This window comes from Mesorhizobium sp. M0621 (assembly GCF_040320745.1).
Taxonomy (GTDB): Bacteria; Pseudomonadota; Alphaproteobacteria; order Rhizobiales; family Rhizobiaceae; genus Mesorhizobium.
Window position 1 is genome coordinate 1 of the sequence record NZ_JAMYQF010000075.1, and the last position, 25,252, is coordinate 25,252.

Genomic DNA, 25,252 nt, shown 5'->3' on the forward strand with positions numbered 1-25,252 from the left:
CATATGAGCGCAAGCGATCCGATCAAATCATCATGCCAAACACTTGCAAGCAGGGGGCCGTCCACATATGAGCACCGGAAGCGCAGGAAGCCGCCATTTGCAGGCCGGCATCACCTGAATATCGACCAATCCTAGACGAACAGGTCGACCTTCTGGAAGGTCGTCACGTCGATCAAGCCGACATCGGAAATCCTCAGTTCGGGAATGACGACCAGCGCCAGCAGCGAGTGCTGCATATAGGCGTTGTTCAATGAACAGCCCATCTTGCGCATCGCCTCGGCGAGCTTATCGGCCTTGGCGGCGACGATTTCAGCCCGCTCGTCCGACATCAGCCCGGCGATCGGCATTTCGACCAGCGCCAGTTCCTTGCCCTTGGAGAACAGCACGACGCCGCCGCCGACCTCGCCCAGGCGGTTCACGGCCAGCGCCATGTCCTGCTTGTTGGTACCGACGCAGATGATGTGGTGGGCGTCATGCGCCACGCTGGACGCCATGGCGCAGTCGGCCATGTAACCGAATCCGGAGACGAAGGCGTTGGTGACGCCGCCGGTGCCTCTGTGGCGCTCGACCAGCGCGATCTGGCAGACATCGTTGCGGCGATCCATGGCGACCAGCCCTTCCTCGACCGGCAGATCGGCCTCCAGTGCCCGCGTCGGCGCCTGGTTCTCGATGACGCCGATGACGCGCACCCGCACCTCGTTGGCGCCCTGGGGAGCCACGATGTCGAAGTCGCCGCCCTTCAGCTTCTTGCCGAGCTTGACGGTGTTCTTCGCCGTCAGGGGATAATCATAGGCCGGAATATCGATTTCGAGCTTGCCGCCCTTGGCCAGCCTGACGCCGCGTGCATAAACCTCGTCTATGGTCATCGCGGCGAGATCGGAGACGATCAGCAGGTCGGCCAGCCGCCCCGGCGCGATCGAGCCGATCTCGCGCTCCAGTTTGAAATGCTGGGCGGTGTTGAGCGTCGCCATCTGGATTGCCGTCACCGGCTTCAGGCCTTGGCTGATGGCGTGGCGCACCACGCGGTCCATATGGCCTTCATGAACCAGCGTGCCGGAATGGCTGTCGTCGGTGCACAGGATGAAATTGCGCGGGTCGATCCCGCTCTCCGTCACCGCCTTGATCTGCGAGGCGACGTCATACCAGGCCGAGCCCAGCCGCAGCATGGCCTTCATGCCCTGGCGCACACGCGCAATGGCATCCTCGGCGCGCGTACCCTCGTGGTCGTCTTCCGGGCCGCCTGCGACATAGCCATGGAACGGCAGGCCGAGATCGCGCGAGGCATAGTGGCCACCGACCGTCTTGCCTGCCTTGACCGTCGCGGCGATCTCGCCCGACATGACCGGGTCATTGGCGGCGACGCCGGGGAAATTCATCACTTCGCCGAGCCCGATGATGTTTTCCCAGGTCATCGCTTCCGCCACATCGGCAACCGTCAGTTCGGCACCGGCATGTTCCAGCCCCGGCGCCGAAGGCACGCAGGACGGCATCTGCACATGCACGTTGATGGGCATGGCGACGGCCTCGTCATGCATCAGCCGCACGCCCGGCAGGCCCAGCACATTGGCGATCTCATGCGGGTCGATGAACATCGAGGTGGTGCCGTGCGGAATGACAGCCCGGCAGAACTCGGTCACCGTCACCATGCCGCTCTCGACATGCATGTGCGCGTCGCAGAGTCCGGGCACCAGATAACGCCCGCCTGCGTCGACCACCTTGGTGACGCCCTGGCCGATGGCGTGGCTGGCATCAGGCCCGCAAAAGGCGAAGCGCCCGCCGGCAATGGCGATGTCGGTGCCGGCGATGATCTCGCCCGAATGGACGTTTACCCAGCGGCCGTTGCGGATGACGAGATCGGCGGGTTTGCGCCCCATGGCGACATCGACCAGATGCGTCGCCATCTCGGTCCAGGGTCTGGGTTTTGCGGGCCTTGCGGGCCTGGCTTTCGTCATTGGCGATTCCTCGGTTGCGGCCAGTGTCGCAAATGTAGGCGGGCGCCGCCAGAGCTGTCGGTCCGCATCGGAGGCAGGTCGAGCTTGTTGACTATTCCGGCCGAAAGGCGATGCTGACCGCGGACCGAGCCATTTGAGGGAAAAACATGACCCGTTTTTGGAAAGCGTTCGCCATCGTCATCTTGTTCGCAGCGCCAACCACTTTCGCTGCCGCGGAGGAACGCTGGCAGACCTTGCCGGAGCCAGCGGCCATGCCCAAACCCGACCAGAGCGGATATGCGCCGGTGAACGGCATCCAGATGTACTACGCCGTTTTCGGCGCGGGCGACCCGGTGCTGCTCATCCATGGCGGCCTCGGACACGCCGACATCTGGGCCAGCCAGGTGGCCACGCTTTCCAAGGCGCACAAGGTGATAGTCGCCGACAGCCGTGGCCATGGTCGCTCCACCCGCACCGAGCAGCCTTACGGCTACGACTTGATGGCGTCGGACTATCTGGCGCTGCTTGACCACCTGAAGATCGACAAGACCGCGCTTGTCGGCTGGAGCGATGGCGGCATTATCCGCTCCGGCCGCGACTACAAGAAGATGTCAAAGACACCGGACCAGTACGACGCCTTCCTGGCGCAGATAAGCCATATGTGGGAGACCGAGCCTGCGTGGACCAAGGAACAGCTCGCCAAGATAACCACGCCGACGGCGATCGTTGCCGGCGACCACGATGAGGCGATCAAGCGCGAACACACCGAATACATCGCCTCCGCCATCCCGGGCGCGAAGCTGATCATCCTGCCCAACGCCAGTCATTTCGCCATGCTGCAAGCGCCGGATGAATATAGTCAGGCTGCGCTGGACTTCATCGACGCCAAATAGAACATCTCGTGCCGCAACAGGTGAATCACAACTGTTGAACAATGGGATACCGTTTTGCGGCGAAAACGGTTATCGTTCCGGCAAGGGATTTTCTGAACCGGCATTTCGGAGAACTCGATGCGTCGTTTGATGTTTGCCAGTACCGGCTTTCTTGCCCTTATGTGCGGGTCGGCGTTCGCGGCGGACATCGGTGCCGACGTGCCGATGACCGCGCCCGGCTTCGACTGGACGGGCTATTATGCGGGCCTGCAGGCTGGCTATGGCTGGGGCCAGTCCGACATATCAGGAACAGAGGGCGAGCCGTTTTCGATCGAGCCCGACATTGACGGCGGGTTCGTCGGCGGCCACGTCGCCGGGCTGTGGCAGTTCGACCAGGCGGTGCTCGGCGCCGAGGCCGACCTCAACTATTCCTCGATCGACGGCACGACGGAATCGGGCCTGGGAAGCACATTTGGCACCGACATCAAATGGTTCGGGTCGGTCAACGCCAAGGCGGGCTACGCCATGGATCGCCTGCTGATCTACGGCATTGGCGGCGTCGCCTTTGCCGGCATCGAAACCTCGCAGGTCGCGGGTCCGGCGTTCGCCAGCACGCGCACAAATATCGGCTGGACTGTGGGTGCCGGCGTCGACTACGCGCTGACCGACAAGTTCGTCGTCGGTGCGCAGTATCGCTACTATGATTTCGGCTCCGAGCACTACGACGTGGCGGAACCCTTTAACGATCGCGATCAGAACGTGAAGCTGAACACGGTCGGCATCAATTTGAGCTACAAGTTCTGAACCAGCCCGTTGTAGCGCTGAAGGCAGGACGGACTTCGGGGGGAATTGGAGCGGCCGGCGCTCCCAGTGGGCGGGGGAATGGGTTGGGCCTGAGAGGCGCCGGCCTTGGCGGATCAGATCCGCCGCGCAAACATCATATCCGTGCCCGCAGCGCCGATAATTCCGTGATCGCGCCAGTATCACCAAGCCGGTTGGTTTGTTCGCGCGTTCGCCAAGGCCCAAGAACACGACTTGACGGCCTGTGTCTGGCGTCTGAAAAGGGCTGGCTGCGGACGTGGCGGAATTGGTAGACGCAAGGGACTTAAAATCCCTCGATCTCTGATCGTACGGGTTCGATTCCCGTCGTCCGCACCATATTGTGCCCACGGCCTGTCGACGGTCCTTGGCGCCGCTGATCTGAACGGCGGGACTAAGGTCTTGGCTGCCTCAAGCAATGGTCTGACGTAACCGCTTGAGGTCGGTCAATGTCCATTAAACGTTCCGTCTTTTTTAGCGAATAGGCATATACAGTTCTGCCGAAGAGGAACGCGACTCGATGGTCACTGACTACTATGAAATTCTGGAAATCAGCCCGAACGCCAACTCGGAAACGATCGAGCGAGTATTTCGTTATTTTGCCATGCGCTACCATCCCGACAATCGGGACACCGGCGATGAAGCGCGCTTTAGCGAGATCGTAGAGGCCCACAATATTCTCAAAGATCCGGTCAAGCGCGCGCAGTATGACATTCGGCATAAGGACCATTCGAACTTTCGCCGCGAGTTGGCAGAAGAAGCCACCAACACAAAAGGCTTCGAAAAAGATGTCGTCATTCAGGCCAGGGTGCTCTCGCTCCTTTATGTAAAACGGCGGCAAGACGTTAACAATCCCGGCATTGGCGATACAGAACTCGAACGCTTGTCAGGCTGTCCGCGCGAACATCTTGAGTTTCACCTCTGGTATATGAAAGCCAAGGGTTGGATAGGCAGGGTCGAGAACGGGACGATCGCGATCACCGTAGAAGGCATCGATCGCGCCATCTCCGAAGATACTGGCCCCACCATCAGACTGCTCGAACGTGATCTTCATGGCGCCTGATTAGAAAGCCCGCCGCCCCAATCTCAATGGCGCGGCAGGGCTCGCGCTGCCGGCTGCTTTCGACAGTTCCTTCCATCTCTCTTGCTCAGCCATATTCCCTCCCCCGCCGATTGGCGCAGACCTTGGAACCAGAGCTCGACCACAAGCGCGGCTTTCCGCGTGCGGGGCATTCAACCTGGCCAGTTCAGAAAGGCCAGAATAAAAGGGGGCTTGTAGGGTCAATAGCCGGCCGTGCGTCCGAGGCTTCAGATGGTCGCCGGAAGACCAGATAAATAACCAAGCCGCCGTAACCGACCTGCAGGACAACCAAGGTGAGAATTGCCCACCCAAGCGACGCCCAGACCGACCCGGCCTCCAAGTAAGCCCAGATTGCAACGCCGATCGTCGTTGCGGACATTCCAATCAGATATTGCGGAAAGTACATCTCTTTTCCCAGCCCGTTCCAGCCTGTCGCCGGCGCCAATCAATTTAAGTTGTCAAATAGAAAGCCTTCACGCTCACCTCGAGAACCCAGACCAGCAGCCGCAAAGGGATGAATGGCCAGTGCGGTTGGCTTAGGGGTCTAAGGGGGCCGCACCGGCCATCGCGGGTGGGGTTTGGGCTTCCCCCGCGCCGATCAATCTAGATATATATTAGAAATCACGCAAATAAGAATCTTGATACCGATGAGACAGCCCTGCCAACGGGTCCGACGGCTGCCTTGGGCGCAAGTCAAGCCCGCATCGGGTTCAGCTTCAAATGCTGGATCAAAATAATCGTCTTGGCGTCGATGATGCGGCCATCGGCAATGCCGGCCAGCGCCTCGTCGAGCGGCATTTCCAGAACCTCGATGTCCTCGCCTTCGTCCGCCGCGCCACCGCCGGCTGAGATGCGATCGGCGGGCGAATAGCGGGCAATGAAGAACCAGAGCCGTTCTGTGACGCTGCCGGGGCTCATATAGGGCGAAAACAGCCTCTCCACGTTCTGCAGCCGGTAGCCGAGCTCCTCCTCCGCCTCCTTGCGGATACAGGTTTCCGGATCGTTTTCATCGAGCAGGCCGGCACAAGCCTCGATCAGCGGCTCGCGGTGGCCGGTGACGTAGGCGGGATAGCGGAACTGGCGCACCAGGAGCACGGTCGAACGCGAGGGATCGTAAGGCAGGATCACCGCGCCGTCGCCGCGATCATAGGTCTGGCGCACCTGCGTCTCCCACTGTCCGTCACGTCGGCGGTAGTCGAGAACGGTCTTCTTCAGGACGGCCCAGTCGTCGGAGAGGATTTCCTCCGAACGGATGCGAACGCGATCTTCCATCATGATCTCCATGCTATGGGCCGAGGCGTAGCCGCGAACCGGCATTTCGGCAATGCCGTCAGTGATTGGTCCAGAAGCCGTTTCACCGCCTCGTGTCTGGCGCAGACTCGATCGGTTGCCTAAATAGCTGCTAACCCTCCCCGGAGTTTCTCATGACCGCATCGCTTTTCCAGCCGATCACCCTCGACGGCCTCACCTTCCCCAACCGCATCGCAGTCGCGCCGATGTGCCAGTATTCGGCCGAAGACGGCTCGGCCAGCGACTGGCACCTCCACCATTGGATGAACCTTGCCATGTCCGGCGCCGGCATGGTCACGGTCGAGATGACCGATGTCGAGCGCCGCGGGCGCATCACGCATGGCTGCCTCGGCCTTTATTCCGACGACAATGAAGCGTCAGCCCGCCGGGCGCTGGATGCGGCAAGACGCGTTGCCGCTCCCGGCACGAAATTTGGCACGCAACTGGCCCATGCCGGCCGCAAGGCCTCCAATCGCAAGCCGTGGGAGGGCGGCGGACCGCTGCAGCCAGATGAGGACCCCTGGCAGACCGTGTCGGCCTCGGCCATTGCCTACGACACCGGCTGGAACGTGCCGCGGGCGCTGGAGGAGGAGGAGATCCTGCAGCTTATCGAACGCTTCGCCGAGGCGGCAAGGCGGGCCGAACGCGCCGGCTTCGACTTCCTCGAACTGCATGCCGCGCATGGCTATCTGATCTTCCAGTTCCTGTCGCCATTGTCCAACCAGCGCACCGATCGCTGGGGCGGGTCGCTGGAGAACCGCATGCGTCTTGTCGTCGAGATCGCCAAGGCGGTGCGCAAGGCAACGCCGAAGCTGATGCTCGGCGCGCGGCTGTCGGTGAAGGATTGGGTCGATGGCGGCTTCGACGTCGAGGACGCGATCGAAGTCGCGAAAGCACTCAAGGATTTGGGCGTCGCCTATCTCTGCTGCTCGAGCGGCGGCAATTCGCCGTTGCAGAAATTGCCCACCGGCCCCGGCTACCAAGTGCATCTGGCGGAGGCCGTGCGCAGGGGTGCAGGCATTCCTACCCGCGCGGTCGGCCTGATCGATGACCCGAAGCAGGCCGAATCGATACTTGCCGAGGGCCGCGCCGACATGGTGGCGCTGGCGCGCGCCTTCCTGGCCGATCCGCGCTGGGGATGGCGTGCGGCGGCGACGTTCAGCGAGACAATCCACCCGGCGCCACAGCTTGCCCGTTCGGTGACCACGATGCAGCACTGGATGAAGGCAGCGGGCTGATCGGCCCGCTCTGCTGACACCGGCGCGGCCCGCACTCTAGCTCTGGACAGCTTGCCCCCGCTTCAATTCTCGCCACAAACTGCTACGTTGGGTGAGGCTGCCGCGGCGCGGCCGGGCTTGGGAGGAAATCATGCAGTTGAGGGCATTCTTGCCGGTTGCAGCGCTGACCGTTGTGGCCGGACTTTGGATCGGCACATCGACGCCGGCCGGTGCACAATATTGCGAGGGCACGGTGCACGGCCTGTCCGGCCGCTACAATCTGGCGACCGGCAGTGGTTTTCTCGCCGTGCGGACACGGCCGAACTCGTCGTCACGGATGATCGGCCAATTGTTTAATGGCGATCATACCGAGATCTTCGACCGGCGCGGCAACTGGTATCAGGTCGACATCAGCGGCCGGACCGGCTGGGCAAACGCCCGTTGGTTGCGCAACGACTGCGGCTACTGAGCGGCTGTTTTCGAGCCGCTCCGGTCAGATGGCAGCCTCCAAACAGGCTCTGAGACGTTTGGGCGCAGGCTGAAGGTCACTTTTGCAACCAAATTGGCTGCTTTGCGTTGCGGCCATGATGGACAACAAACCTTTTGAAGTGCCGGTGGTCGTCGAACTTGGCCACGTCGGCAAATATCGCCATATCCGCAGCGCCCAGGAGGCGGCGGAATGCCTGATGACCGTGTGGCCACTCAATCGCGGCCCGCGTCATCGTGATGCCCTCGACACTTGCCTCAAAGTGCTGGAAGGTTATCGTTCGACAGCGGATGCACGCCGGGCGCTGATTGAAGCCGCCAAGGAATCGGAAGTGCTGGTGCCCGACGACAAACTGCCCGACGACCGGCTGCATTGAGCAGACGGACCTTTCAACTGGAGGTTTTCATGGCGAAGCTGACTTACAAAATCGTCGAGCATGACGGCGGCTGGGCCTACAAGGTCGGAGCAACCTTCTCGGAGACGTTTCCCACGCATGAGGACGCATTGCGCGCCGCCGAAATCGCTTCGGCCGAGCAGCAGGTCGCCGGAGCCACGGACGGCATTCAGTACGAGGACGCCGAAGGCAAATGGCATGAAGAACTCGCAGACGGCCGGGATCGGCCGCAAACAGAGGTTTCCGAGTAAGTCTGGGATCTCCAGTCGATTTTTGGCGGTATAGAGCGGGGCGCCGGCCGCAGACGTCCGGAGAGGAAACGCTCCGCAGCCAGCAACCGCCCGCGTGGCCTTATTTGCCGCAGTACTGATCGTTGACGTTCTGCCCGGCATTGGCGTCCGGACCGGGCGTGTTATGGGCACATGGTCCAATCCCGCCGGTGTTGCCCATGGTGTTCAACCCGGAGCCGTCTGCATTGATACTGCCGGTGGTGTTGGGATCGACAGTCGTCTGGTCTTCATTGCCGAACAGCCACCAGTGACGGCTGGAATATGTGCTGTCCGACGACTGCGCCATCGCCGATGTGGCGAGGCCGATCGTCAGGACGGATGCTGCGAGAAGTTTTGTGTACATTGCTTTTTACTCCTGTCTTGGCCGCCTTGGGTGCGACGGGGGGTAAAACCCGGCAATCAGCCGAATGGTTCCTTGAAATTGTTGTGAAGCCGGTTTGATATCGGCTCGGAGAACGCCCGGACCGCAATGCGTTTGATGAAGGCAATGACCCGGTCCGGCTGGTTGAATTGCGGCATGTGGCCGAGGCCGGCGACAGATTCGAAATCAAGTGTTTCGATCTTGCTCTGCATTGGCTCGCCGTGGGTGCGGATATCGACAACGCGGTCGGCCGTTCCGAAGAGAATGCCGGCCGGCATGGCGATCTCGCCATAACGCTGCTCGATGCGGCCGAGATCCTGTTCGACTGCCACGACATCCGACGACGTGGCGTAGAAATGGGTTGGCCTCAGTCCAAGCCATCCACCCGCGTCGACCATGTAGTCGGCAGGAAGAGCCTGCGGCGCGAAGATGAATTCCATCGTCGGCCGCGCATATCGAAGACTTGTCGGTATCGCCATGGTGTAAGCCACGATCCAACGCCGCAGGCGCGAGGGGATATAGAGCAAGCCGGACTTTTCGCGCACGCCGGCTTCCAGATGGGTCAATGGCGCCAAGAGCGCGATGCCGGAAATCGCCTCGGGGTGCTCCACGGCCAGGGTCAGCGCGACGGCGCCGCCCAGGGAATGACCAACCACCAGCGGCCTTTCCAACCCCAGGGCTTCGATGAGGCGGCGTATGATCTCGGCCTGTTCGGGCAGCCGGCCCGTAGCGCCGCGTGGCCGCACCGAATAGCCCGCCCCCGGCCGATCGAGCGCGATCAACCGGTAGCCCGGACCGAACCGTCCAAACAGAGTGTGCCTGAAATGATGGAGCTGGGCACCAAGCCCGTGCACGAAGACGATCGGCGGCCCTTCACCCTGATCGACATAATGGATGCGGTTGCCGTCGATCTCGATGAATTTTCCGACCGGCGGCACCAGCCTTTCGGCCTTGGTCGCGATCCGCAGCGTCGTCAGCACCAGGCCGACGACGACAAGGACTGCCAGCAACAACAGCACGGCCAGCAGCCACGACAGAATCGACAACAGCATTATTCACCCGGACCAGAGCCTGGTTTAGCTTAGCCGCATCCGGCGCCGCTGCAACCTTGCATCGAAACGGGTGGCCCAGGAACCCGTCGACAGGTCGATTGCGCTGACGCGGCAGCCCGCCGGGCATTCAATGGATATCTGGGAGTGTTCACCGTTCCGGCGGCATTGCCGCCGCCGCCGCGCCGCGCTATCTCAGGCCACCCGTCATACCGGAGCCTTCCATGCCTGAAATCGTAACAGCCGCCATGCTCGTCATCGGCGATGAGATTCTGTCCGGTCGAACCAAGGACAAGAACATCGGCCATCTCGCCGATATCATGACGGCGATCGGCATCGACCTGAAGGAGGTGCGCATCGTCCCGGACGAGGAAGACGAGATCATTGCCGCGGTGAATGCGGTGCGCGCCCGCTACACTTATGTGTTCACCACCGGCGGCATTGGACCGACGCATGACGACATCACGGCCGATTCCATTTCCAAGGCTTTCGGCGTGCCTTGCGAATACGATGCCAAGGCCTACGCGATGCTGGAAGCAAGCTACGCCGCGCGCGGCATCGAATACACGGAGGCCCGCAAGCGCATGGCGCGGATGCCGCGCGGCGCCGATCTCATCGACAATCCAGTGTCGGTTGCGCCCGGCTTCCGCATCGGCAACGTCCATGTCATGGCCGGTGTGCCGTCGATCTTCCAGGCCATGCTCGACAATGTCGTACCGACGCTGAAGGCCGGCACGAAAATGCTGTCGGCGACCGTGCCTTGTCCGTTCGGCGAAGGCCTGATCGGCGGGCCGCTGGGCGACATCCAGAAAGCGCATCCGGACACGATCATCGGCTCCTACCCGAAATATGGCGACGGCAAGTTCTGGACCGAACTGGTCGTGCGTGCCCGCAGCCAGGAAGCGCTGGACGCCGCGCGTGCCGATGTCGAGGCCATGGTGGCCGGGTTCGCCAGCAATCCCGGCTGATCTGGTCCACACCGGAACCAAGCACGGCGCTGCAACGTTTCCTCGGTGCGAGTTCGGTAGCTCGTAAACTGAGGGATTATCATGCGATTCAAAACCATCGTCGCCATTCTGCAGAATGAGCAGGACGCTGAGCGCGTGCTCGACTGCGCCATTCCTCTCGCCACCCGGTTCCAGAGCCATCTGACCGGTATCCATGCCGAAACGCTTCCCGTGCCCTACACTTCGGCCACGGGTTTCCCGGACACTGAATTCCTGCAGGTTTCGGCCGACATGAACAGGGAGCGTGCCGAAAAACTGCAGGCGACGTTTCTTAGACGTATCGAGGATTCCGGCCTGTCCTTCGAGTGGCGAAGCCTGGAGAGCTTTTCGGGCGACAGTGCGCTGACCGGGATTTCGAGCGTGCGCGCCGCCGATCTGATCATAGCGGCGCAGCGCGAAACCGGCGGTGACCCGAGCGCGGATGTCGACACGCTGGTCTATGATGCAGGCCGGCCGGTGCTGGTGGTGCCGCATGCGGGTCCGCTGGTCACCACCTTCAAACATGTGCTGCTCGCGTGGAACGGCAGCAAGGAAGCGGCGCGCGCCGCCTTCGACGCGCTGCCCTTCATTATCGAAGCCGAGAAGACCGACATATTGGTCATCGACCCGCCTGAAACGCTCGACGACAGCCCGGAGGCCGCTGGCGCCGAAATCGCGGCCGCGCTGTCGCGCCACGGCGCCAACGTCAGCGTCTCGGTGCAGCAGTCGGGCGGCAATTCGATCGATGACATCATCCAGACCAGGATCGCGGAGACCGGAGCCGATCTGCTTGTGCTCGGGGCGTATAGCCACTCATGGCTGCGCCAGCTTCTGTTCGGCGGCGTGACGCGCAGTGTGCTGCGCACCGCGCCGGTGGCAGCCTTCCTGTCGCGCTGACGCATGTCACTCATAAGTGGCTCCGGCCAAGCCCCTGCTCTTGCCAAGAAGGGGGCTTTCCAGCTAATTCCGCGCGCATTCCCCTGTTTTCTTGCGCGCGATCCCCGCGTGCTGCGGAGTGCGCGACATGTCCCTTCCCGAAAAAGCCTTTCCGGTCTCCTGGGACCAGTTCCATCGTGATGCCCGCGCGCTCGCCTGGCGGCTTGCCGGCGCCAACAAGGGGCAGTGGAAAGCGATCGTCTGCATCACACGCGGCGGGCTGGTCCCAGCGGCGATCATCTCGCGCGAGCTCGGCATCCGGGTCATCGAGACGGTCTGTGTCGCCTCCTATCACGACTACACCAGCCAGGGGCAGATGCAGGTTCTCAAAGAGATTACACCCACCCTGCTGGTCGATGACGGCGTCGGCGTGCTGATCATCGACGACCTGACCGACACCGGCAAGACGGCGGCCATCGTGCGGGCGATGATGCCGAAGGCGCATTTCGCCACCGTCTACGCCAAGCCGAAAGGCCGGCCACTGGTCGATACTTTCGTCACCGAAGTCAGCCAGGACACCTGGATCTATTTCCCATGGGACATGGGCTTCACCTACCAGAAGCCGATCGCCGACGACCACGCCGGCTGATTCGCACCAACCTGCCTGTTACAGATCAGCAGCTTGCACCGGGCATTGTTTGCTTTCGCAAATGGGCCCGGCAGGCCAGATATTTTGCGAAATCGACGTCTACTGGCGGAAAACAGCCGGACGAATGAAATTTTTACTTTTACTGCTGACAATTAGCCGTAAGATTCGTGAGACGGCAAACGATTCCGGAGGCTGGGGCTAGCTTCTTCGATGTTAACGAGGCCAACGACGCACAATCATCTGGCCGAAAGGGTCCGACGGCTCTTCGGCACGGCGCCGTGCCGCCTGCAGGTTGCCGCCCTGCCTTGGCGCGATACCGGGAACGGTGTCGAGATCATGCTGATCACCAGCCGCGATACCGGGCGTTGGGTTATTCCCAAGGGCTGGCCCGAGGCCAGGGAGCCACTCTGCGAGGCCGCGGCGCGCGAGGCCGGCGAGGAAGCCGGACTGCGCGGGAGTGTCTCTCATCTCGAAGCCGGCCGCTACTTCTATGCCAAGGTGCTGGCTTCCGGCGAAGAAGTGCCGTGCGAGGTTCTGGTGTTCCCGCTGCACGTCGACAAGGTCGCCGACCGCTGGAAGGAAAAACACTCCCGCACCCGCAAATGGGTCAGTTCCGGCGAAGCGGTGCGCATGATCAACGAACCCGACCTTTGCCAGATCATCGCCTATTTCTGTGCCGACCCGCACAGCTTCCCCTGAAGGGACATTGAACGGCCGCGGCGCCGCGCCTCAACGTGAATGCTTTGCTAAGGAATCACGGGTACGGTTCGGCAGCTCTGGTATTTTCATCGATGGCGAACCCAGCAAGTCCAATTCCGAACGAACCCGGTGAGCCCCAGCGCGAGCATCGTCCGCGTGTGCTCAAGGGCGGGTCGATCATCACCGGAATTTCGAATTCGGAAGTCGGTTGCACGCTGCGCAATCAGCACGAAGGTGGCGCCGAACTGAAGGTACCGCTCGAAGCCCGGGTTCCCGATCGCTTCCTTCTCTATGTGCCGCTCGATGGCATTGCCTATCGGTGCGAGGTTCGCTGGCGGCGCAATGACCGCCTGGGCGTGCAGTTCACCGGTACCGAGCCAAAACCCCGGCTGCACTACGGCTGATCCTGCCGGGACCTGGGGTGGCAAGCTTGTGCCTCAGTCCCCCAAGCCCCTGGCAAATACTGTGGGCCTTGCCGCAGCCCCGTTGCCCATTGGCGGCAAATCGCGATCGCTGCGCCGAATTCTATCCCCGTTATCCACATATGTGACACACAAGATGTTGGGGTCACAAAAGCTACGCAAACGAATCCTTGACGGCGCAAAACGAGTCGCCTTTTATAGGCCATGCGCTTCTGTTGAGAGTGCGACCGGAAAGTTCTGAGCCCGGTCTTTTTCCCGGATTATGTGCGTTTTTGCTCGTATTTCCGCCTGTTTACGAGGCCGGCGGAAGCGTTGGGATTGTGGGGCAGTTGGGGACGATAGGGACAATTGTCGGACTGGAATAAATTGTCTGTTAACACTATATTTAGCGTTTGCAGGTAGGTTCGACGCTAGATAGTGTGAATTTCCCTCCAGTGAGGGAATCGGAAAAATCAGTTTTGAGGGACCTGCGGGGTTCGTCGGCGCGTTGGACAGTCACTTCGCAAGGAGTTTTGACCAGCAAGGCCGGCGAAGACTGCGAAATGGAGAGCCGGCCGTTTTCGAACGGCGGCAGACGGCGGACATGCGTGTTTCGCATTGGGGGCAGAAATCCCCTGACGAAAGCGCTATATATAGACAAAAGGGACCGGACCAATGCGCATCGAGCGTCGTTTCACCAAGCCAGGACAATCTGCCTATGCGGAGATCGAATTCCGCAAGGCGCTTTCGGAGATCAAGAATCCGGATGGTTCGGTGGTGTTCCGCTTGGACAACATCGATGTTCCGGCGCAGTTCTCCCAGGTTGCCGCCGACATCCTGGCGCAGAAGTATTTCCGCAAGGCCGGTGTCCCCGCGCGCCTGAAGAAGGTCGAGGAGAACGACGTCCCCTCCTTCCTGTGGCGCTCCGTCGCCGACGAGGCGGAACTCGCCAAGCTGCCGGAAGCCGAGCGCTACGGCTCCGAGATCGACGCCCGCCAGGTCTTCGACCGGCTGGCCGGCACCTGGACCTATTGGGGCTGGAAGGGCGGCTATTTCAAGGCGTCAGAAGAAGACGCACGCGCCTTCCGTGACGAGCTTGCCTATATGCTGGCCACCCAGCGCGTGGCGCCGAACTCGCCGCAATGGTTCAACACCGGCCTGCACTGGGCCTATGGCATCGACGGCCCGAGCCAGGGCCACTTCTATGTCGATCCGTTCACCGGCAAGCTGACCAAGTCGAAATCCTCCTACGAGCATCCACAGCCGCATGCCTGCTTCATCCAGGGCGTGCAGGACGATCTCGTCAACGAGGGCGGCATCATGGACCTTTGGGTGCGTGAAGCGCGCCTGTTCAAATACGGCTCCGGCACCGGTTCCAACTTCTCGCTGCTGCGCGGCGAAGGTGAAAAGCTGTCGGGCGGCGGCCGCTCGTCCGGCCTGATGAGCTTCCTCAAGATCGGCGACCGCGCGGCGGGCGCCATCAAGTCGGGCGGCACGACACGCCGCGCCGCGAAAATGGTCATCGTCGACGCCGACCACCCCGATATCGAGGAATTCATCGACTGGAAGGTCAATGAAGAGCAGAAGGTCGCCTCGCTGGTGACCGGCTCCAAGATCGTCAAGAAGCATCTCGAAGCGATCATGAAGGCCTGCGTCAATTGCGAAGGCCATGGCGACGACTGCTTCGACCCGTCGATCAACACCGCGCTGAAGCGCGAGATCAAGGCGGCCAAGAAGTCCGCCGTGCCGGAGAACTACATCTACCGCGTCATCCAGTTCGCCAAGCAGGGCTACTCCCAGATGTCGTTCAAGACCTACGACACCGACTGGGATTCGGATGCCTACCTGACGGTTTCGGGCCAGAACTCCAACAATTCGGTGTCGCTGAAGGACAATTTCCTGCGCGCAGTCGAGGACGATGCCGACTGGCACCTGACCGCTCGCAAGGACGGCAAGGTGCTGAAGACGCTGAAGGCCAGGGATCTCTGGGAAAAGATCGGCTATGCCGCCTGGGCTTCGGCCGATCCGGGCCTGCATTTCAACACGACGATGAACGATTGGCACACCTGCGCTTCCGCCGGTGCGATCCGGGCGTCCAACCCGTGCTCGGAATACATGTTCCTCGACGACACGGCCTGCAACCTGGCCTCGATCAATCTGCTGCCCTACCGCAACGCGGATGGCACGATCGACATCGCTGCCTACGAGCACACCGTGCGGCTGTGGACCATCGTGCTGGAAATCTCGGTCATGATGGCGCAGTTCCCGTCGAAGGAGATCGCCAAGCAGTCCTACGAATACCGCACTCTTGGCCTCGGCTATGCCAATATCGGCGGCCTGCTGATGACCTCAGGTATTCCCTACGATTCCGACGAAGGTCGCGCGATCTGCGCCGCCCTCACCGCGATCATGACCGGCATGGCCTATGCCACTTCGGCCGAGATGGCCGGCGAGCTCGGTGCCTTCGCCGATTACGACCGCAATGCGCAGAACATGCTGCGCGTCATGCGCAACCACCGCCGCGCCGCCTATGGCGAGAAGCAGGGCTATGAGAAGCTCGCCGTCAACCCAGTGCCGCTCGTCGCCTCCGACCTCAAGCAGCAGGAGCTTGCCACCCACGCCAAGGCCGCCTGGGACCGCGCCATCGAGCTTGGCGAGGAGCATGGCTACCGCAATGCACAGGCGACCGTCATCGCGCCGACCGGCACGATCGGCCTGGTCATGGATTGCGACACCACCGGTATCGAGCCCGACTTCGCGCTGGTGAAGTTCAAGAAGCTGGCCGGTGGCGGCTACTTCAAGATCATCAACCGCGCCGTGCCGGAAGCGCTGCGCACGCTCGGCTACTCCGAAGCCCAGATCGGCGAGATGGAGGCCTATGCGGTCGGCCACGGCAACCTCAACCAGGCGCCTGCCATCAACCCCGGCGCGCTCAAGGCCAAGGGTTTCACCGACGAGAAGATCGCGGCGCTCAACGCAGCCTTGAAGTCGGCCTTCGATATCAAGTTCGTCTTCAACCAGTGGACGCTCGGCGCCGACTGGGTGAAGGAGACGTTCGGCTTCACCGACGAGCAGCTCAACGACTTCTTGTTCGAGATCCTGCCGGCGCTCGGCTTCTCCAGGAAGGACATCGAGGCCGCCAACATCCATGTCTGCGGTGCGATGACGCTGGAAGGCGCGCCCTTCCTCAAGCCCGAACACCTCGCCGTGTTCGACTGCGCCAGTCCGTGCGGCAAGATCGGCAAGCGCTCGCTGTCGATTAACAGCCACATCCAGATGATGGCGGCGGCGCAGCCCTTCATCTCCGGCGCCATCTCCAAGACCATCAACATGCCCAACGATGCCACGGTGGAAGACGCCAAGGGCGCCTACATGCTGTCGTGGAAGCTGGCGCTGAAGGCCAACGCGCTCTACCGCGACGGCTCGAAGCTGTCGCAGCCGCTCAACTCCTCGCTGCTCGCCGATGGCGAAGACGACGAGGACGAAGCCCTCGAGCAGCTGATCGCCGCACCGGCGGCGGCGCGCGCGGCGCAGATCACCGAGCGGATCGTCGAGCGCATCATCGAGCGCGTGTCGCGCGAGCAGGAAAAGTTGCCGGGCCGCCGCAAGGGCTACACGCAAAAGGCCAAGATCGGCGGCAACACCATCTTCCTGCGCACCGGCGAATATGACGATGGCCGTCTCGGCGAGATCTTCATCGACATGAACAAGGAAGGCGCGACACTGCGTGGCCTTCTCAACAACTTCGCCATCGCCATCTCGCTCGGCCTGCAATATGGCGTGCCGCTCGACGAATATGTGCACGCCTTCACCTTCACCAAGTTCGAGCCGGCCGGCATGGTGCAGGGCAACGATGCGATCAAGAGCGCGACGTCGATCCTCGACTACGTGTTCCGCGAACTGGCGATCTCCTATCTCGGCCGCAACGACCTCGCCCATGTCGACCAGTCGGACTTTTCCAACACCGCACTCGGCCGCAACATCAGCGAAGGCAAGACCGACGCCGTCTCCAAGGGTCTGACTCGCGGTTCGCCGGTGAAGCTGGTGTCGAGGGCGATCGGCAACGAGCCAAAGGGCTTTGCACCAGCCTCGGGCGCCCCTGCCCGCTCGGTGCCGACCGCCTTCTCCGGCTCCAACGTGCTGGCCCTGAAGCCGGCCAGCGACGAAGCGGTCGCCTACAAACGCGACTATGAGGAGCGGGCCAAGGAACTGGCCGAGGACATCGCGTTCGAGGAAGCGGCTGCATCCGACGCCACAGCAGGGTTGTTCACCGACGCCGCGGCCGTTGAGGCGGCCGAAGCCAAGAAACTCGCCAACGACCGCCGCGCCAAATCGCTGCTCCAGGGCTACACCGGCAATTCCTGCTCCGAGTGCCAGAATTTCACGATGGTGCGGAACGGGACTTGTGAGAAGTGCGATACGTGTGGTTCGACGAGCGGGTGCAGCTGAGAACTGATGCCGCCTCGCCTGACGGTTCGCGAAGTCATTCGCCTGCTGGAGGCCGACGGCTGGTATCTGGTTGCAACCAAGGGCAGTCATCGCCAATATAAGCACAAGATCAAAGCTGGCCGCGTCACCGTGGCCGGCAAGCCGTCTGAAGAGGTTGCACAGGGAACACTGAACAGCATCCTCAAGCAGTCAGGTTTGAAGGAGTGATGACATGCGTTACGCGGTGGTGATTGAAAAGGCAGGAAATAATTTTTCTGCCTATGTGCCGGACCTCCCCGGCTGCATCGCGACCGGTGCGACCGTGCCTGAGGTGGAAACCGAGATTCGCGACGCAATTCGCTTTCACATCGAAGGCCTGCGATCCGATGGGCTGGATGTACCCAAAGGTATTAGCCTCGTGGAGTACGTAGAGGCGTAAAAGGTAGAGACCCGCAATCCGCCATCCGGATCAGCCTCGGTTCTACCCCGCCGGCAACACCTGCAGCGTCTGCTCGTCAAACAGCGGCTCGTCCTGCTCTATCCGCACGAACAGCAGCTTGCGCCCCGCACCCGCCGGCACCTCGAAATACTGGATACCGTCAGGCATTTCGCCCCAGTCGCCGCAGGGCGGTTCTGGAACCTCGTCCGAATTGGCAAGCGCTTTCAACTCTTTCGTATAGGCGGCGTCTGGGCTGAATGTGTAGCGCTTGACGCCGGCGGGCACGGTGCCCTCGGTGTACGGCGCCAGCACGCAGCGCGCGCTGACGGCCTTGTCGGTCTTTTCCAGGAACAGGCGCTGCAAGGCGGCCTCAGCGGTTTCGCCGGGTTTTATGTCGAACAGTTCGACGAGAGGATCGGCCGCGCCGCCGTCGCTGTATTTGATGGCAAGCGCATTGCCGGCGAATTCGAAATGAATCTGGCGGAAGCCGAAGTCGCAGCGCTGCACCCAGGCCGCCAGCCCGACATTTTTGTCCGTCAGTCTTTCCCAGATGCATTTGTCGATCGGCGGGCGTGACGGCGACGGCTCGTCCGCACTCGCCGATACCGTTGCGGATGCAAGCAGGGCGCAGGTCAAGCTGATCGATCTCATAACGCTATTCATCGCTGCATCCTGTCAAGGTGAAGGCATCCCACGCCGAGCCGTCTGGATTGGCATTGGCGAAATCGGCCCATTCGCTGAAAGCCACGCCGAAGTCGGGCAAAAGCAGCCCTTTCGGCGCGGGTGTCGCTTCGCGCGAATTCAGCTGCTCGGCGCCGCCGCCGGTCAGGGCGTAGACTTGGCCATCCCATATCCGGCACAGCCCGCTGCCATCCTGCAGGCCCGCTTCGCGGTCGTCGTCGGTGCAGGTGTGGCGGATGGTGCCGAGCGGGAATGAATTCTTGCCGTTGGTCCAGGTGATGTCGGCCGGCAGGCTTGTGTCGGTGTTCGGCACGCTCAGCGAAAACACCTGCGCCGTTAGCGCCGCCGGCTCGTTGGCGAGCGGCCGAAATTGCATGACCGCACCCGAGCGTGGCTCCCGATAGGTGGCGTGGCTCAGCAGACAGTTTTCTGCGAAGGCCGCCTGCATCGGGCCGAGCAGGCCCACGAGAACGAAGACCAGTTTGCGGGTGATCATCAAATGTCCCTGGAAAGCGTTGTGAAAGCCAGATGCGGGCTGCATGCCGGCTCGCACAGTCGCATCATCCGGGCAAAAGCATAAGCGGAATCCGGAACGGCTGCGTTTATCCTCTCCTGGATGAAAACTTGTCCCTCGCTGGGTTGTGACGCACCTGTCTAAGCAGATTTTCCTTTGTCTCGGTATCAAGCGCCCGCCAGTCACAACCGCGAACCGCCGCCTCCATCGCATAGAGTGCGAGGATCGTCACATGCTGCCCGAACCGGAACTTCAGTCTGTGGTAAGCTTCGACGACGCCAAAATTGCGCAAATCCTCATCATCAAGAATATCAATTTCCGCCAGCATCCGCGCCATGGCTGGTCCGAGATTTCTCATGTCTTCGACACGTGTGCTCATCGCAGCGTATCGGCGTGTTCAAGGAGCATAAGCTAGTCCCGTAGATTTGCCGCTCTTCCCGGAGAGCGGTTGCAGGCAAGGCCAGCCGGCACAGTCGCATCATCCGTGTAAAAACCATAAGCGAAATCCGAAACGACTGCGCTGTCCGTTCCGTCGAAAACTTGTCCCTTGCAAACCTAACAGCCTGTATGGTCGAGCGCACTGACCGAAGGAGACAAGCTGGTGATGCGGCGTTTGGCAATAATGGTGGCAATGTCTGCATTCGCGAGCGGGCCTGCATTGCCGGCCGCACCGTATGTCGGGACATGGTCCAGCGATCGGCTGAACTGCAGTGCGGCCGCCGACGTTCAGCGCGAAACCGTCTTCACCGTAGACCGGCGGCGCTGTCGCTTCCAGAATTCGGCTGCGAGCACGCGACCTTACGCAAAACCGCCACCGGATGGGTAGTGCACGCCAGCCAATGCTACGGCTCTGACCCATCGCTGGAGGAGCCGTTCACGCGCGTCATTCATATCGTCAGGCACAGCGCCACGGTGCGGTTCACCTGGCCTGGCTTCGACAGCGGACCCCTCGTCCGCTGCTGAGGCGTCCGTCGCCTCAGAACAGCCCGACCAGAAATGCGGCGCCGCCGAGAAAGCCTGCCGAGCAGACCCACAGCAGCCAGAGCCCGCGCACCCGGCATTCGAGCACCGCCGAGCCGGGGTTGGCGGGGTCATAGTGGACGTCGACCTTGCTGCCCTCGACATATTGTCGGGCCTGGCCGCCGACGAGGCCGCGCAGCGAAGCCGTCACGGTGGCACCGAAGGTCACACGATCGGCGCTGTAGCGCTGGCCGGCAACGCCATAGGAGTAGACGATGCGGGATTTGGAGACCGTGCGCCAGCGTCGATAGCCTGAACGGCTTCGCAGCGCCTGCAGGCCCGAGGTATCGATGCGGCCGGCGGCGACGGGCCATCTTGCCGCCTGGTCGGCGAGCGACTTCTGGGCGAAGCCCATGCGCAGGGCGAACAGGCCCATGAACAGCAGCAGCGCTCCCGCGCCGAGGTTCTGCGGCTTGGGCAGATGCGGGCTGATCGCCTCCAGGACACCACCGACCGAAAACACCAGCACCAGCGCGCCGATCACCAGCCCCGCCGAAAGCTGGACCATGAACTTGAAAGCGCCTTCGGGCATGGTGCGCTCGATCACGGCTTTGCTTGGATCGGCCGGATTGTAGAAGACAGTCACTTCCGCGCCGCGGGGAAACCGCGCAAGGGTCTCCTTGACTTCGAAATTTCCCAGATTCTCCTGCACGCTGTAGCGCGAGCCGCGAAATGTCTTGCCGCCCACCTTGTATTCGAAGGTGATCGCCGGGAAATTGCGGATTTCGGTGGTATCGCTGCTGTCCGAGCCGCTGCCCGAGCTTCGGACCTCGCGTGCCTCGACGCGCGACGAGATGATCTTTCCCGGCGTCGGCAACCAGCGGCTGAGCGCTTTTACCTCTCGCCATTTGACGAAGGTGATGAACGACAGCCCGGCGGCGACCGCGCAGGCAAAGCCGACAAGCAGAATCTTGAGCTCCAACTCGTCTCCCCCCAGGAGTGCAGGAGCCTGCACATAGACAGCATGGCGACGGCAATGTCTTGTATATTCTCAAAATCCAAAAGGGCTGGGCAGCGCAAACAGCAACAGCCCGCGGAGCGTCATGACGGCCTCACAGCCAGGAACGTGTTCCATTCTTCGCGATCGCTCAGGCGGCTAACATCAGGGAGAGCGAAGGACGCCGGACCTGATGGACTGCCTTAGTTGGCGTCGGCGACGGAAACCCGCCCGCCGGCCCAGGCACGCCACTGCCGCTCATCGCCGTGGAAGACGTTGAGGTCGATGCGGCCGGTGACGCCATGCGACAGGCCGGAACCGGAATACTGCCAGAACAGCCATTTGCGGTCGGGGTAGACTTTTGACGGGTGTCGCGCCACGGCCCGCAGCCAGAACGGATAATCGAGGAAGGCGCCGCGCAGGTTGTCGCGATAGAAATCGGGCGCGGTGTAGATGATGGGCCGCTGGCCGTAGTAGCGCTCCAGCCTGTCCATGAACACCTGCATCTTCTCCAGCACCTTTTCACGCGAAGGCCGCCGCTTGCAGCTGGACTCGCCGTTCCATTCGACGTCGATCACCGGCGGCAGAGCGCCTTCGACCCTGGGCACGTTGCGGATGAACCAGTCGGCTTGCTCGCCGGCCGTGCGGCACCAGTAGAAGAAGTGGTAGGCGCCGCGCTTCAGGCCGGCGGCGTCGGCATTGCGCCAATTCCTGGTGAACATCGGATCGAGGTGGTCGCCACCGTCGGTCGCCTTGATGTAGGCGAAGTTGGCGCCCTGGGCGCGCAGTTTTTCCCAGTTGACGTTGCCCTGCCAGCGCGAGACATCGACGCCATGCACGGCAAGGTGGCGGGGCGAAGCCTTGCCGAAATTGATCGGCTTGGCATCGCGAAATCCATAGCGGGTAAGCGGCCCGGCAAGCATGGCCGGTGCCGCGCGGGTCAACAGCTTGGGCGGCGACACCAAGGCTGCCGGCTCGACCGGCAGCCCGCCGACATCAGGCACTTGGGGGTCAGGCACATCGGGCGCGGCAAACACCCCCGTCTCTTCCTCCTCCGCCAAGCCGAACGGGCGCGTTCTTTCACCCGGACCATTGCCAGACATGGGAGCCAATTCGGCCCTTGCCGCCCTGTTACCCCTTGCTGCCGGAACTGCCGCGATAGGTGCCGGCGGCCGTATCACCGAGCTGGTGATTTCATCAGACGGTTTCTGCAAATCCAAGGCGTCGACGCTGGCCGTTGACGTGCAGCCGGCAAGGCATAGCGATGCGATCAAGAAACTGATGGCGCCCGGAATCCGCATCTGGACCTGTACTCAAAACACAACAGACCGAGGGCAAAACGACAGCCAACGGACAAACCGGATCAGTTATGAATGAGAAATTACCAATAAAGTTTGAATCAATTTTTTCACGTAGGCAAAACAGCGAAATCTGGCTCTCGGCGCAAGGGATCGGCCAGCCTTGTGGGGGCGGCAAAGCCGCTAGGATTTCCTGAAAACGCCGATCATCGGCCCCAGATTCCAGTAGTCGTCATTGCGGCCAATGGCAGGCGCAAACAGGCTTGATATCGTGCCGTCGAGGAACAGCGCATTGTCGCAGCCGAGCGCGTCGCGGAAAAGACGGGCAAAGGTATGGAAGGTCACCGTGCCGTTCGAAATCGCGAAGACGACGACGCCATCCTTGCGGACGCCGACCCCGTCGCGTGTTTTTCGCGAGGTGCCGTCGGCCTGAAATTTCGGATGCAGTCGGCCGTCGATCACCAGCATCGGGCCGGATTGCGTCGCATAGTCCACGGGCGGACGCTTTTTCACAAAATCCTTGGTGGCGCGGACCGCCGCCTTGCCATCGCGCATGTAGAAAATACCATTCGGCTGTAGAGAAAAATTGCCGCTTCCCGACCCCGTCTTCACAGAAGCCATTTCCTGGCCCCGCTCGACATAAAGACCGACCGGCGCGAGGTTCGGATGATACATGCCGGCATTGATGCCAAACAGCATCGTGCGCCCGGCCGCCTGCTGCGAGGCAGTGAGATTGTGCAGCGACTGAAACGGTTTGCCCGCCGGATCCTTCCAGAACAGCTCGACCTGATATCGCTTCGGATCGACCTCGCAGACGAGATAGCTGGTCGCCTCGAAGACGAAGTCCCGGCATGGCGGCAGCGAGGCAACCCATTGGCCAAACCCCATGCCGAGTGCCGCCACCGACGGCAGCGCGCCCTTGGCCAGCGCCAGCAGCAGCGGCACCGATTGCAGAAGGGTGAAGAAATCCATGCGCGTACCGGAATCCAGATTCGGGGCCCGGCATGGATATAGCCCGTTTCAAGCGATACTGTGAAAGTGCCCTAAACGAGCCAGCCCATGGCCACGCCGAGCAGCAGGACGACGCCGAGCACGCCGCGATAGATGACGAACGGCCAGGCCGAAAAACGCTCAAGCACGCGCATCAGCCCCCATATGGCGAAAAAGGCGGAGATCGAGGCGACCACCAGCCCGACGGCGAGGACCGACCAGCCATGGGCGTCGAGATGGACCTTGTGCAATTCCCAAAGCTCCTTGAGACCGGCCAGCGCAATCGCCGGCAGCCCGAGCAGGAATGAGAAGCGCGCCGCCTCGGCCCGCTTGAAGCCGAGCCCCAGTGCCGCCGTCAGGGTCGAGCCCGAGCGCGACACGCCGGGGATAAGCGCGCCGATCTGGGCGACACCGACAAGCAGCGCGTCAGTCAATGACGCTTCGCCCATGGTGCGCCGGTGGCGGGCAAAAATCTCGGCCAGCGCCAGCAGGATCGCCATGGCGATGCAGGCCCAGCCGATCACCGTCAGGCTGCGCAGTGGCGAATTGCAGGCGTTGAGCACGCCCGACAGCGCCACCCCGGCGATGACGATCGGGATCGTCGCCAGTACGATCCACAGCGCCAGCTTGAAATGCCGATCAGTGAAATCGCGTCGCGCCAGGGCATCGAGCGAACCAAACAGGATGTCCCTGACGTCACTCCAGAAATAGCTGATCACCGCGGCAAGAGCCGCGAGTTGCATGGCGGCGGAGAAGGCCGAACCCGGATCCTGCCAGCCGAGCACGGCCGGCACGATGCGCATATGGGCGGTCGAGGAAATCGGCAGCAATTCGGTGATGCCTTGCACCACGCCCAGGAACGCCACCTTGGCATACCCCAGGCCGACGAAGCCCGTGTCCAGGCCTTGAGTGCAGATGTCGACCAATGGCGAATTCCATGCATGAGAGATCGGCTGGCGCGGACCGACCAGTCGACGTCAATCCCCGGCAAGCCTTATAGTCATGGGCCAGATAATCAATTTACGGATTTGTAAGCTGGTGCGTCGCGGTGTGCGCGATCGAAAACCGGCCGAGGTTGGGCCGGTTTGAGTTTCATAGGAAAATCGCAACGCGATTACGGGCAGAGCCAGAGTTTCTGGCATGCCCTGGCGATCACATGCGCCGGCGGAACGACGGGCTCATCGACGGCAGGCCGGCGAACCCGTTCGAGCAGCATGCGCACCTGTTCGGGGCGCACACGATCGCGCTCCATCACAAGCAGGACCATCGGATCGCTCAAAAGCTCGTCCAGGGTGCTGATGCTGTCGTTCATCCGTCGTCTCCTCGAATGCCGTTACCCGCACCCCATAAATAGGAAGACAAAGATGGCCCGCCAATGACGCTTTGCCGGCTATCTCGTGTTGATTTGGATTAAATTTTGTTCAGGCTTGCGCTCTTCCTTCTCCCCCTGTGAGGGCTTTGCATGAAGGGTGTGCTTAACCTGATTGGCCTACTGGGCGTCTTTTGAAGGCGTCTAAGGCCTCGCCTTGTCGCCCTGGCGCGG

The 25,252-nt window shown here is 61.9% G+C and carries 28 protein-coding genes and 1 tRNA gene; 16 read left to right on the forward strand and 13 right to left on the reverse strand.

Features of this window, described 5'->3' with window-relative positions; genetic code table 11:
* Window positions 1-131: 131 nt before the first annotated feature.
* Entirely contained in the window at window positions 132-1,952 is a 1,821-nt protein-coding gene (gene ade, locus NKI38_RS30570) for an adenine deaminase (protein WP_352664243.1), read from the reverse strand.
* 146 nt (window positions 1,953-2,098) lie between these two features.
* On the opposite strand from ade, the gene NKI38_RS30575 reads away from it, so the two are divergent.
* From NKI38_RS30575 to NKI38_RS30590, 4 genes are all read left to right on the forward strand, one after another.
* The gene (locus NKI38_RS30575) at window positions 2,099-2,824 is read left to right on the forward strand and encodes an alpha/beta fold hydrolase (RefSeq protein WP_352664245.1); all 726 of its coding nucleotides are present in this window, start codon (window positions 2,099-2,101) and stop codon (window positions 2,822-2,824) included.
* A 117-nt stretch (window positions 2,825-2,941) separates the two neighbouring features.
* On the forward strand, window positions 2,942-3,607 hold the full coding sequence (locus NKI38_RS30580) for an outer membrane protein (RefSeq protein WP_352664247.1): 666 nt from the start codon (window positions 2,942-2,944) through the stop codon (window positions 3,605-3,607).
* Window positions 3,608-3,875: 268 nt separating this feature from the next.
* A tRNA-Leu gene (locus NKI38_RS30585) sits at window positions 3,876-3,961 on the forward strand.
* Between the two features lie 181 nt (window positions 3,962-4,142).
* Complete coding sequence (locus NKI38_RS30590) at window positions 4,143-4,685, forward strand: DnaJ domain-containing protein (protein ID WP_352664249.1); 543 nt, start codon at window positions 4,143-4,145, stop codon at window positions 4,683-4,685.
* A 184-nt stretch (window positions 4,686-4,869) separates the two neighbouring features.
* Here the strand turns inward: NKI38_RS30590 and NKI38_RS33605 are convergent, their stop codons facing one another.
* Complete coding sequence (locus NKI38_RS33605) at window positions 4,870-5,109, reverse strand: exopolysaccharide production repressor protein (protein WP_502899406.1); 240 nt, start codon at window positions 5,107-5,109, stop codon at window positions 4,870-4,872.
* Between the two features lie 287 nt (window positions 5,110-5,396).
* The gene (locus tag NKI38_RS30595) at window positions 5,397-5,975 is read right to left on the reverse strand and encodes an NUDIX domain-containing protein (RefSeq protein ID WP_352629026.1); all 579 of its coding nucleotides are present in this window, start codon (window positions 5,973-5,975) and stop codon (window positions 5,397-5,399) included.
* Between the two features lie 152 nt (window positions 5,976-6,127).
* Between NKI38_RS30595 and NKI38_RS30600 the strand changes: the two genes are divergently transcribed.
* The 4 genes from NKI38_RS30600 (at window position 6,128) to NKI38_RS30615 (ending at window position 8,342) form a co-directional block, all read left to right on the forward strand.
* A complete protein-coding gene (locus NKI38_RS30600) occupies window positions 6,128-7,231 on the forward strand; it encodes an NADH:flavin oxidoreductase/NADH oxidase (RefSeq protein ID WP_352664251.1) in 1,104 nt (367 codons plus the stop codon).
* 130 nt (window positions 7,232-7,361) lie between these two features.
* On the forward strand, window positions 7,362-7,679 hold the full coding sequence (locus NKI38_RS30605; RefSeq protein WP_352664253.1) for an SH3 domain-containing protein: 318 nt from the start codon (window positions 7,362-7,364) through the stop codon (window positions 7,677-7,679).
* Between the two features lie 115 nt (window positions 7,680-7,794).
* Window positions 7,795-8,073: a DUF982 domain-containing protein gene (locus NKI38_RS30610; protein ID WP_352629032.1), complete on the forward strand. Its 279-nt coding sequence runs from the start codon at window positions 7,795-7,797 to the stop codon at window positions 8,071-8,073.
* 29 nt (window positions 8,074-8,102) lie between these two features.
* Entirely contained in the window at window positions 8,103-8,342 is a 240-nt protein-coding gene (locus tag NKI38_RS30615) for a DUF2188 domain-containing protein (protein ID WP_352629034.1), read from the forward strand.
* Window positions 8,343-8,442: 100 nt separating this feature from the next.
* Here NKI38_RS30615 and NKI38_RS30620 read toward each other — a convergent pair whose 3' ends face one another.
* Window positions 8,443-8,724, reverse strand: a complete 282-nt coding sequence (locus NKI38_RS30620) for a hypothetical protein (RefSeq protein ID WP_352664255.1) — start codon at window positions 8,722-8,724, stop codon at window positions 8,443-8,445.
* 56 nt (window positions 8,725-8,780) lie between these two features.
* Window positions 8,781-9,794 (reverse strand): alpha/beta fold hydrolase, encoded by a 1,014-nt coding sequence (locus NKI38_RS30625; RefSeq protein WP_352664257.1) that lies wholly within the window; start codon window positions 9,792-9,794, stop codon window positions 8,781-8,783.
* A gap of 221 nt (window positions 9,795-10,015) precedes the next feature.
* On the opposite strand from NKI38_RS30625, the gene NKI38_RS30630 reads away from it, so the two are divergent.
* From NKI38_RS30630 to NKI38_RS30665, 8 genes are all read left to right on the forward strand, one after another.
* Complete coding sequence (locus NKI38_RS30630; protein WP_352664259.1) at window positions 10,016-10,759, forward strand: competence/damage-inducible protein A; 744 nt, start codon at window positions 10,016-10,018, stop codon at window positions 10,757-10,759.
* A gap of 81 nt (window positions 10,760-10,840) precedes the next feature.
* Entirely contained in the window at window positions 10,841-11,674 is an 834-nt protein-coding gene (locus tag NKI38_RS30635) for a universal stress protein (RefSeq protein WP_352629041.1), read from the forward strand.
* 127 nt (window positions 11,675-11,801) lie between these two features.
* Window positions 11,802-12,302 carry a xanthine phosphoribosyltransferase gene (gene gpt, locus NKI38_RS30640; RefSeq protein WP_352629043.1) on the forward strand — a complete coding sequence of 167 codons (501 nt, stop codon included), beginning with the start codon at window positions 11,802-11,804 and terminating at the stop codon, window positions 12,300-12,302.
* Between the two features lie 210 nt (window positions 12,303-12,512).
* Window positions 12,513-13,001, forward strand: a complete 489-nt coding sequence (locus tag NKI38_RS30645) for an NUDIX hydrolase (protein ID WP_352664261.1) — start codon at window positions 12,513-12,515, stop codon at window positions 12,999-13,001.
* Window positions 13,002-13,093: 92 nt separating this feature from the next.
* A complete protein-coding gene (locus NKI38_RS30650; protein ID WP_352629047.1) occupies window positions 13,094-13,405 on the forward strand; it encodes a PilZ domain-containing protein in 312 nt (103 codons plus the stop codon).
* A gap of 672 nt (window positions 13,406-14,077) precedes the next feature.
* On the forward strand, window positions 14,078-17,851 hold the full coding sequence (locus NKI38_RS30655; RefSeq protein ID WP_352664263.1) for a vitamin B12-dependent ribonucleotide reductase: 3,774 nt from the start codon (window positions 14,078-14,080) through the stop codon (window positions 17,849-17,851).
* 6 nt (window positions 17,852-17,857) lie between these two features.
* Window positions 17,858-18,058 (forward strand): type II toxin-antitoxin system HicA family toxin, encoded by a 201-nt coding sequence (locus tag NKI38_RS30660; protein ID WP_352877290.1) that lies wholly within the window; start codon window positions 17,858-17,860, stop codon window positions 18,056-18,058.
* A gap of 4 nt (window positions 18,059-18,062) precedes the next feature.
* Complete coding sequence (locus NKI38_RS30665; protein ID WP_352664265.1) at window positions 18,063-18,269, forward strand: type II toxin-antitoxin system HicB family antitoxin; 207 nt, start codon at window positions 18,063-18,065, stop codon at window positions 18,267-18,269.
* 42 nt (window positions 18,270-18,311) lie between these two features.
* Here NKI38_RS30665 and NKI38_RS30670 read toward each other — a convergent pair whose 3' ends face one another.
* The 8 genes from NKI38_RS30670 to NKI38_RS30710 form a co-directional block, all read right to left on the reverse strand.
* Window positions 18,312-18,932, reverse strand: coding sequence for a hypothetical protein (locus tag NKI38_RS30670; RefSeq protein ID WP_352664267.1), 621 nt, complete (start codon window positions 18,930-18,932; stop codon window positions 18,312-18,314).
* Window positions 18,925-19,446: a hypothetical protein gene (locus NKI38_RS30675; protein WP_352664269.1), complete on the reverse strand. Its 522-nt coding sequence runs from the start codon at window positions 19,444-19,446 to the stop codon at window positions 18,925-18,927. The genes NKI38_RS30670 and NKI38_RS30675 overlap by 8 nt, the downstream gene beginning before the upstream one ends.
* 106 nt (window positions 19,447-19,552) lie before the next feature.
* Window positions 19,553-19,843 carry a TfoX/Sxy family DNA transformation protein gene (locus NKI38_RS30680; protein ID WP_352664271.1) on the reverse strand — a complete coding sequence of 97 codons (291 nt, stop codon included), beginning with the start codon at window positions 19,841-19,843 and terminating at the stop codon, window positions 19,553-19,555.
* Between the two features lie 597 nt (window positions 19,844-20,440).
* Window positions 20,441-21,406 carry a DUF3592 domain-containing protein gene (locus tag NKI38_RS30685; RefSeq protein WP_352664272.1) on the reverse strand — a complete coding sequence of 322 codons (966 nt, stop codon included), beginning with the start codon at window positions 21,404-21,406 and terminating at the stop codon, window positions 20,441-20,443.
* A gap of 218 nt (window positions 21,407-21,624) precedes the next feature.
* A complete protein-coding gene (locus tag NKI38_RS30690; protein WP_502899407.1) occupies window positions 21,625-22,722 on the reverse strand; it encodes a glycoside hydrolase family 25 protein in 1,098 nt (365 codons plus the stop codon).
* A gap of 180 nt (window positions 22,723-22,902) precedes the next feature.
* Window positions 22,903-23,691 carry a phosphodiester glycosidase family protein gene (locus tag NKI38_RS30700; RefSeq protein WP_352664278.1) on the reverse strand — a complete coding sequence of 263 codons (789 nt, stop codon included), beginning with the start codon at window positions 23,689-23,691 and terminating at the stop codon, window positions 22,903-22,905.
* Between the two features lie 71 nt (window positions 23,692-23,762).
* The gene (locus NKI38_RS30705) at window positions 23,763-24,635 is read right to left on the reverse strand and encodes an undecaprenyl-diphosphate phosphatase (protein WP_352664280.1); all 873 of its coding nucleotides are present in this window, start codon (window positions 24,633-24,635) and stop codon (window positions 23,763-23,765) included.
* A 188-nt stretch (window positions 24,636-24,823) separates the two neighbouring features.
* Window positions 24,824-25,021: a hypothetical protein gene (locus NKI38_RS30710; RefSeq protein WP_023759485.1), complete on the reverse strand. Its 198-nt coding sequence runs from the start codon at window positions 25,019-25,021 to the stop codon at window positions 24,824-24,826.
* Between the last annotated feature and the right edge of the window lie 231 nt (window positions 25,022-25,252).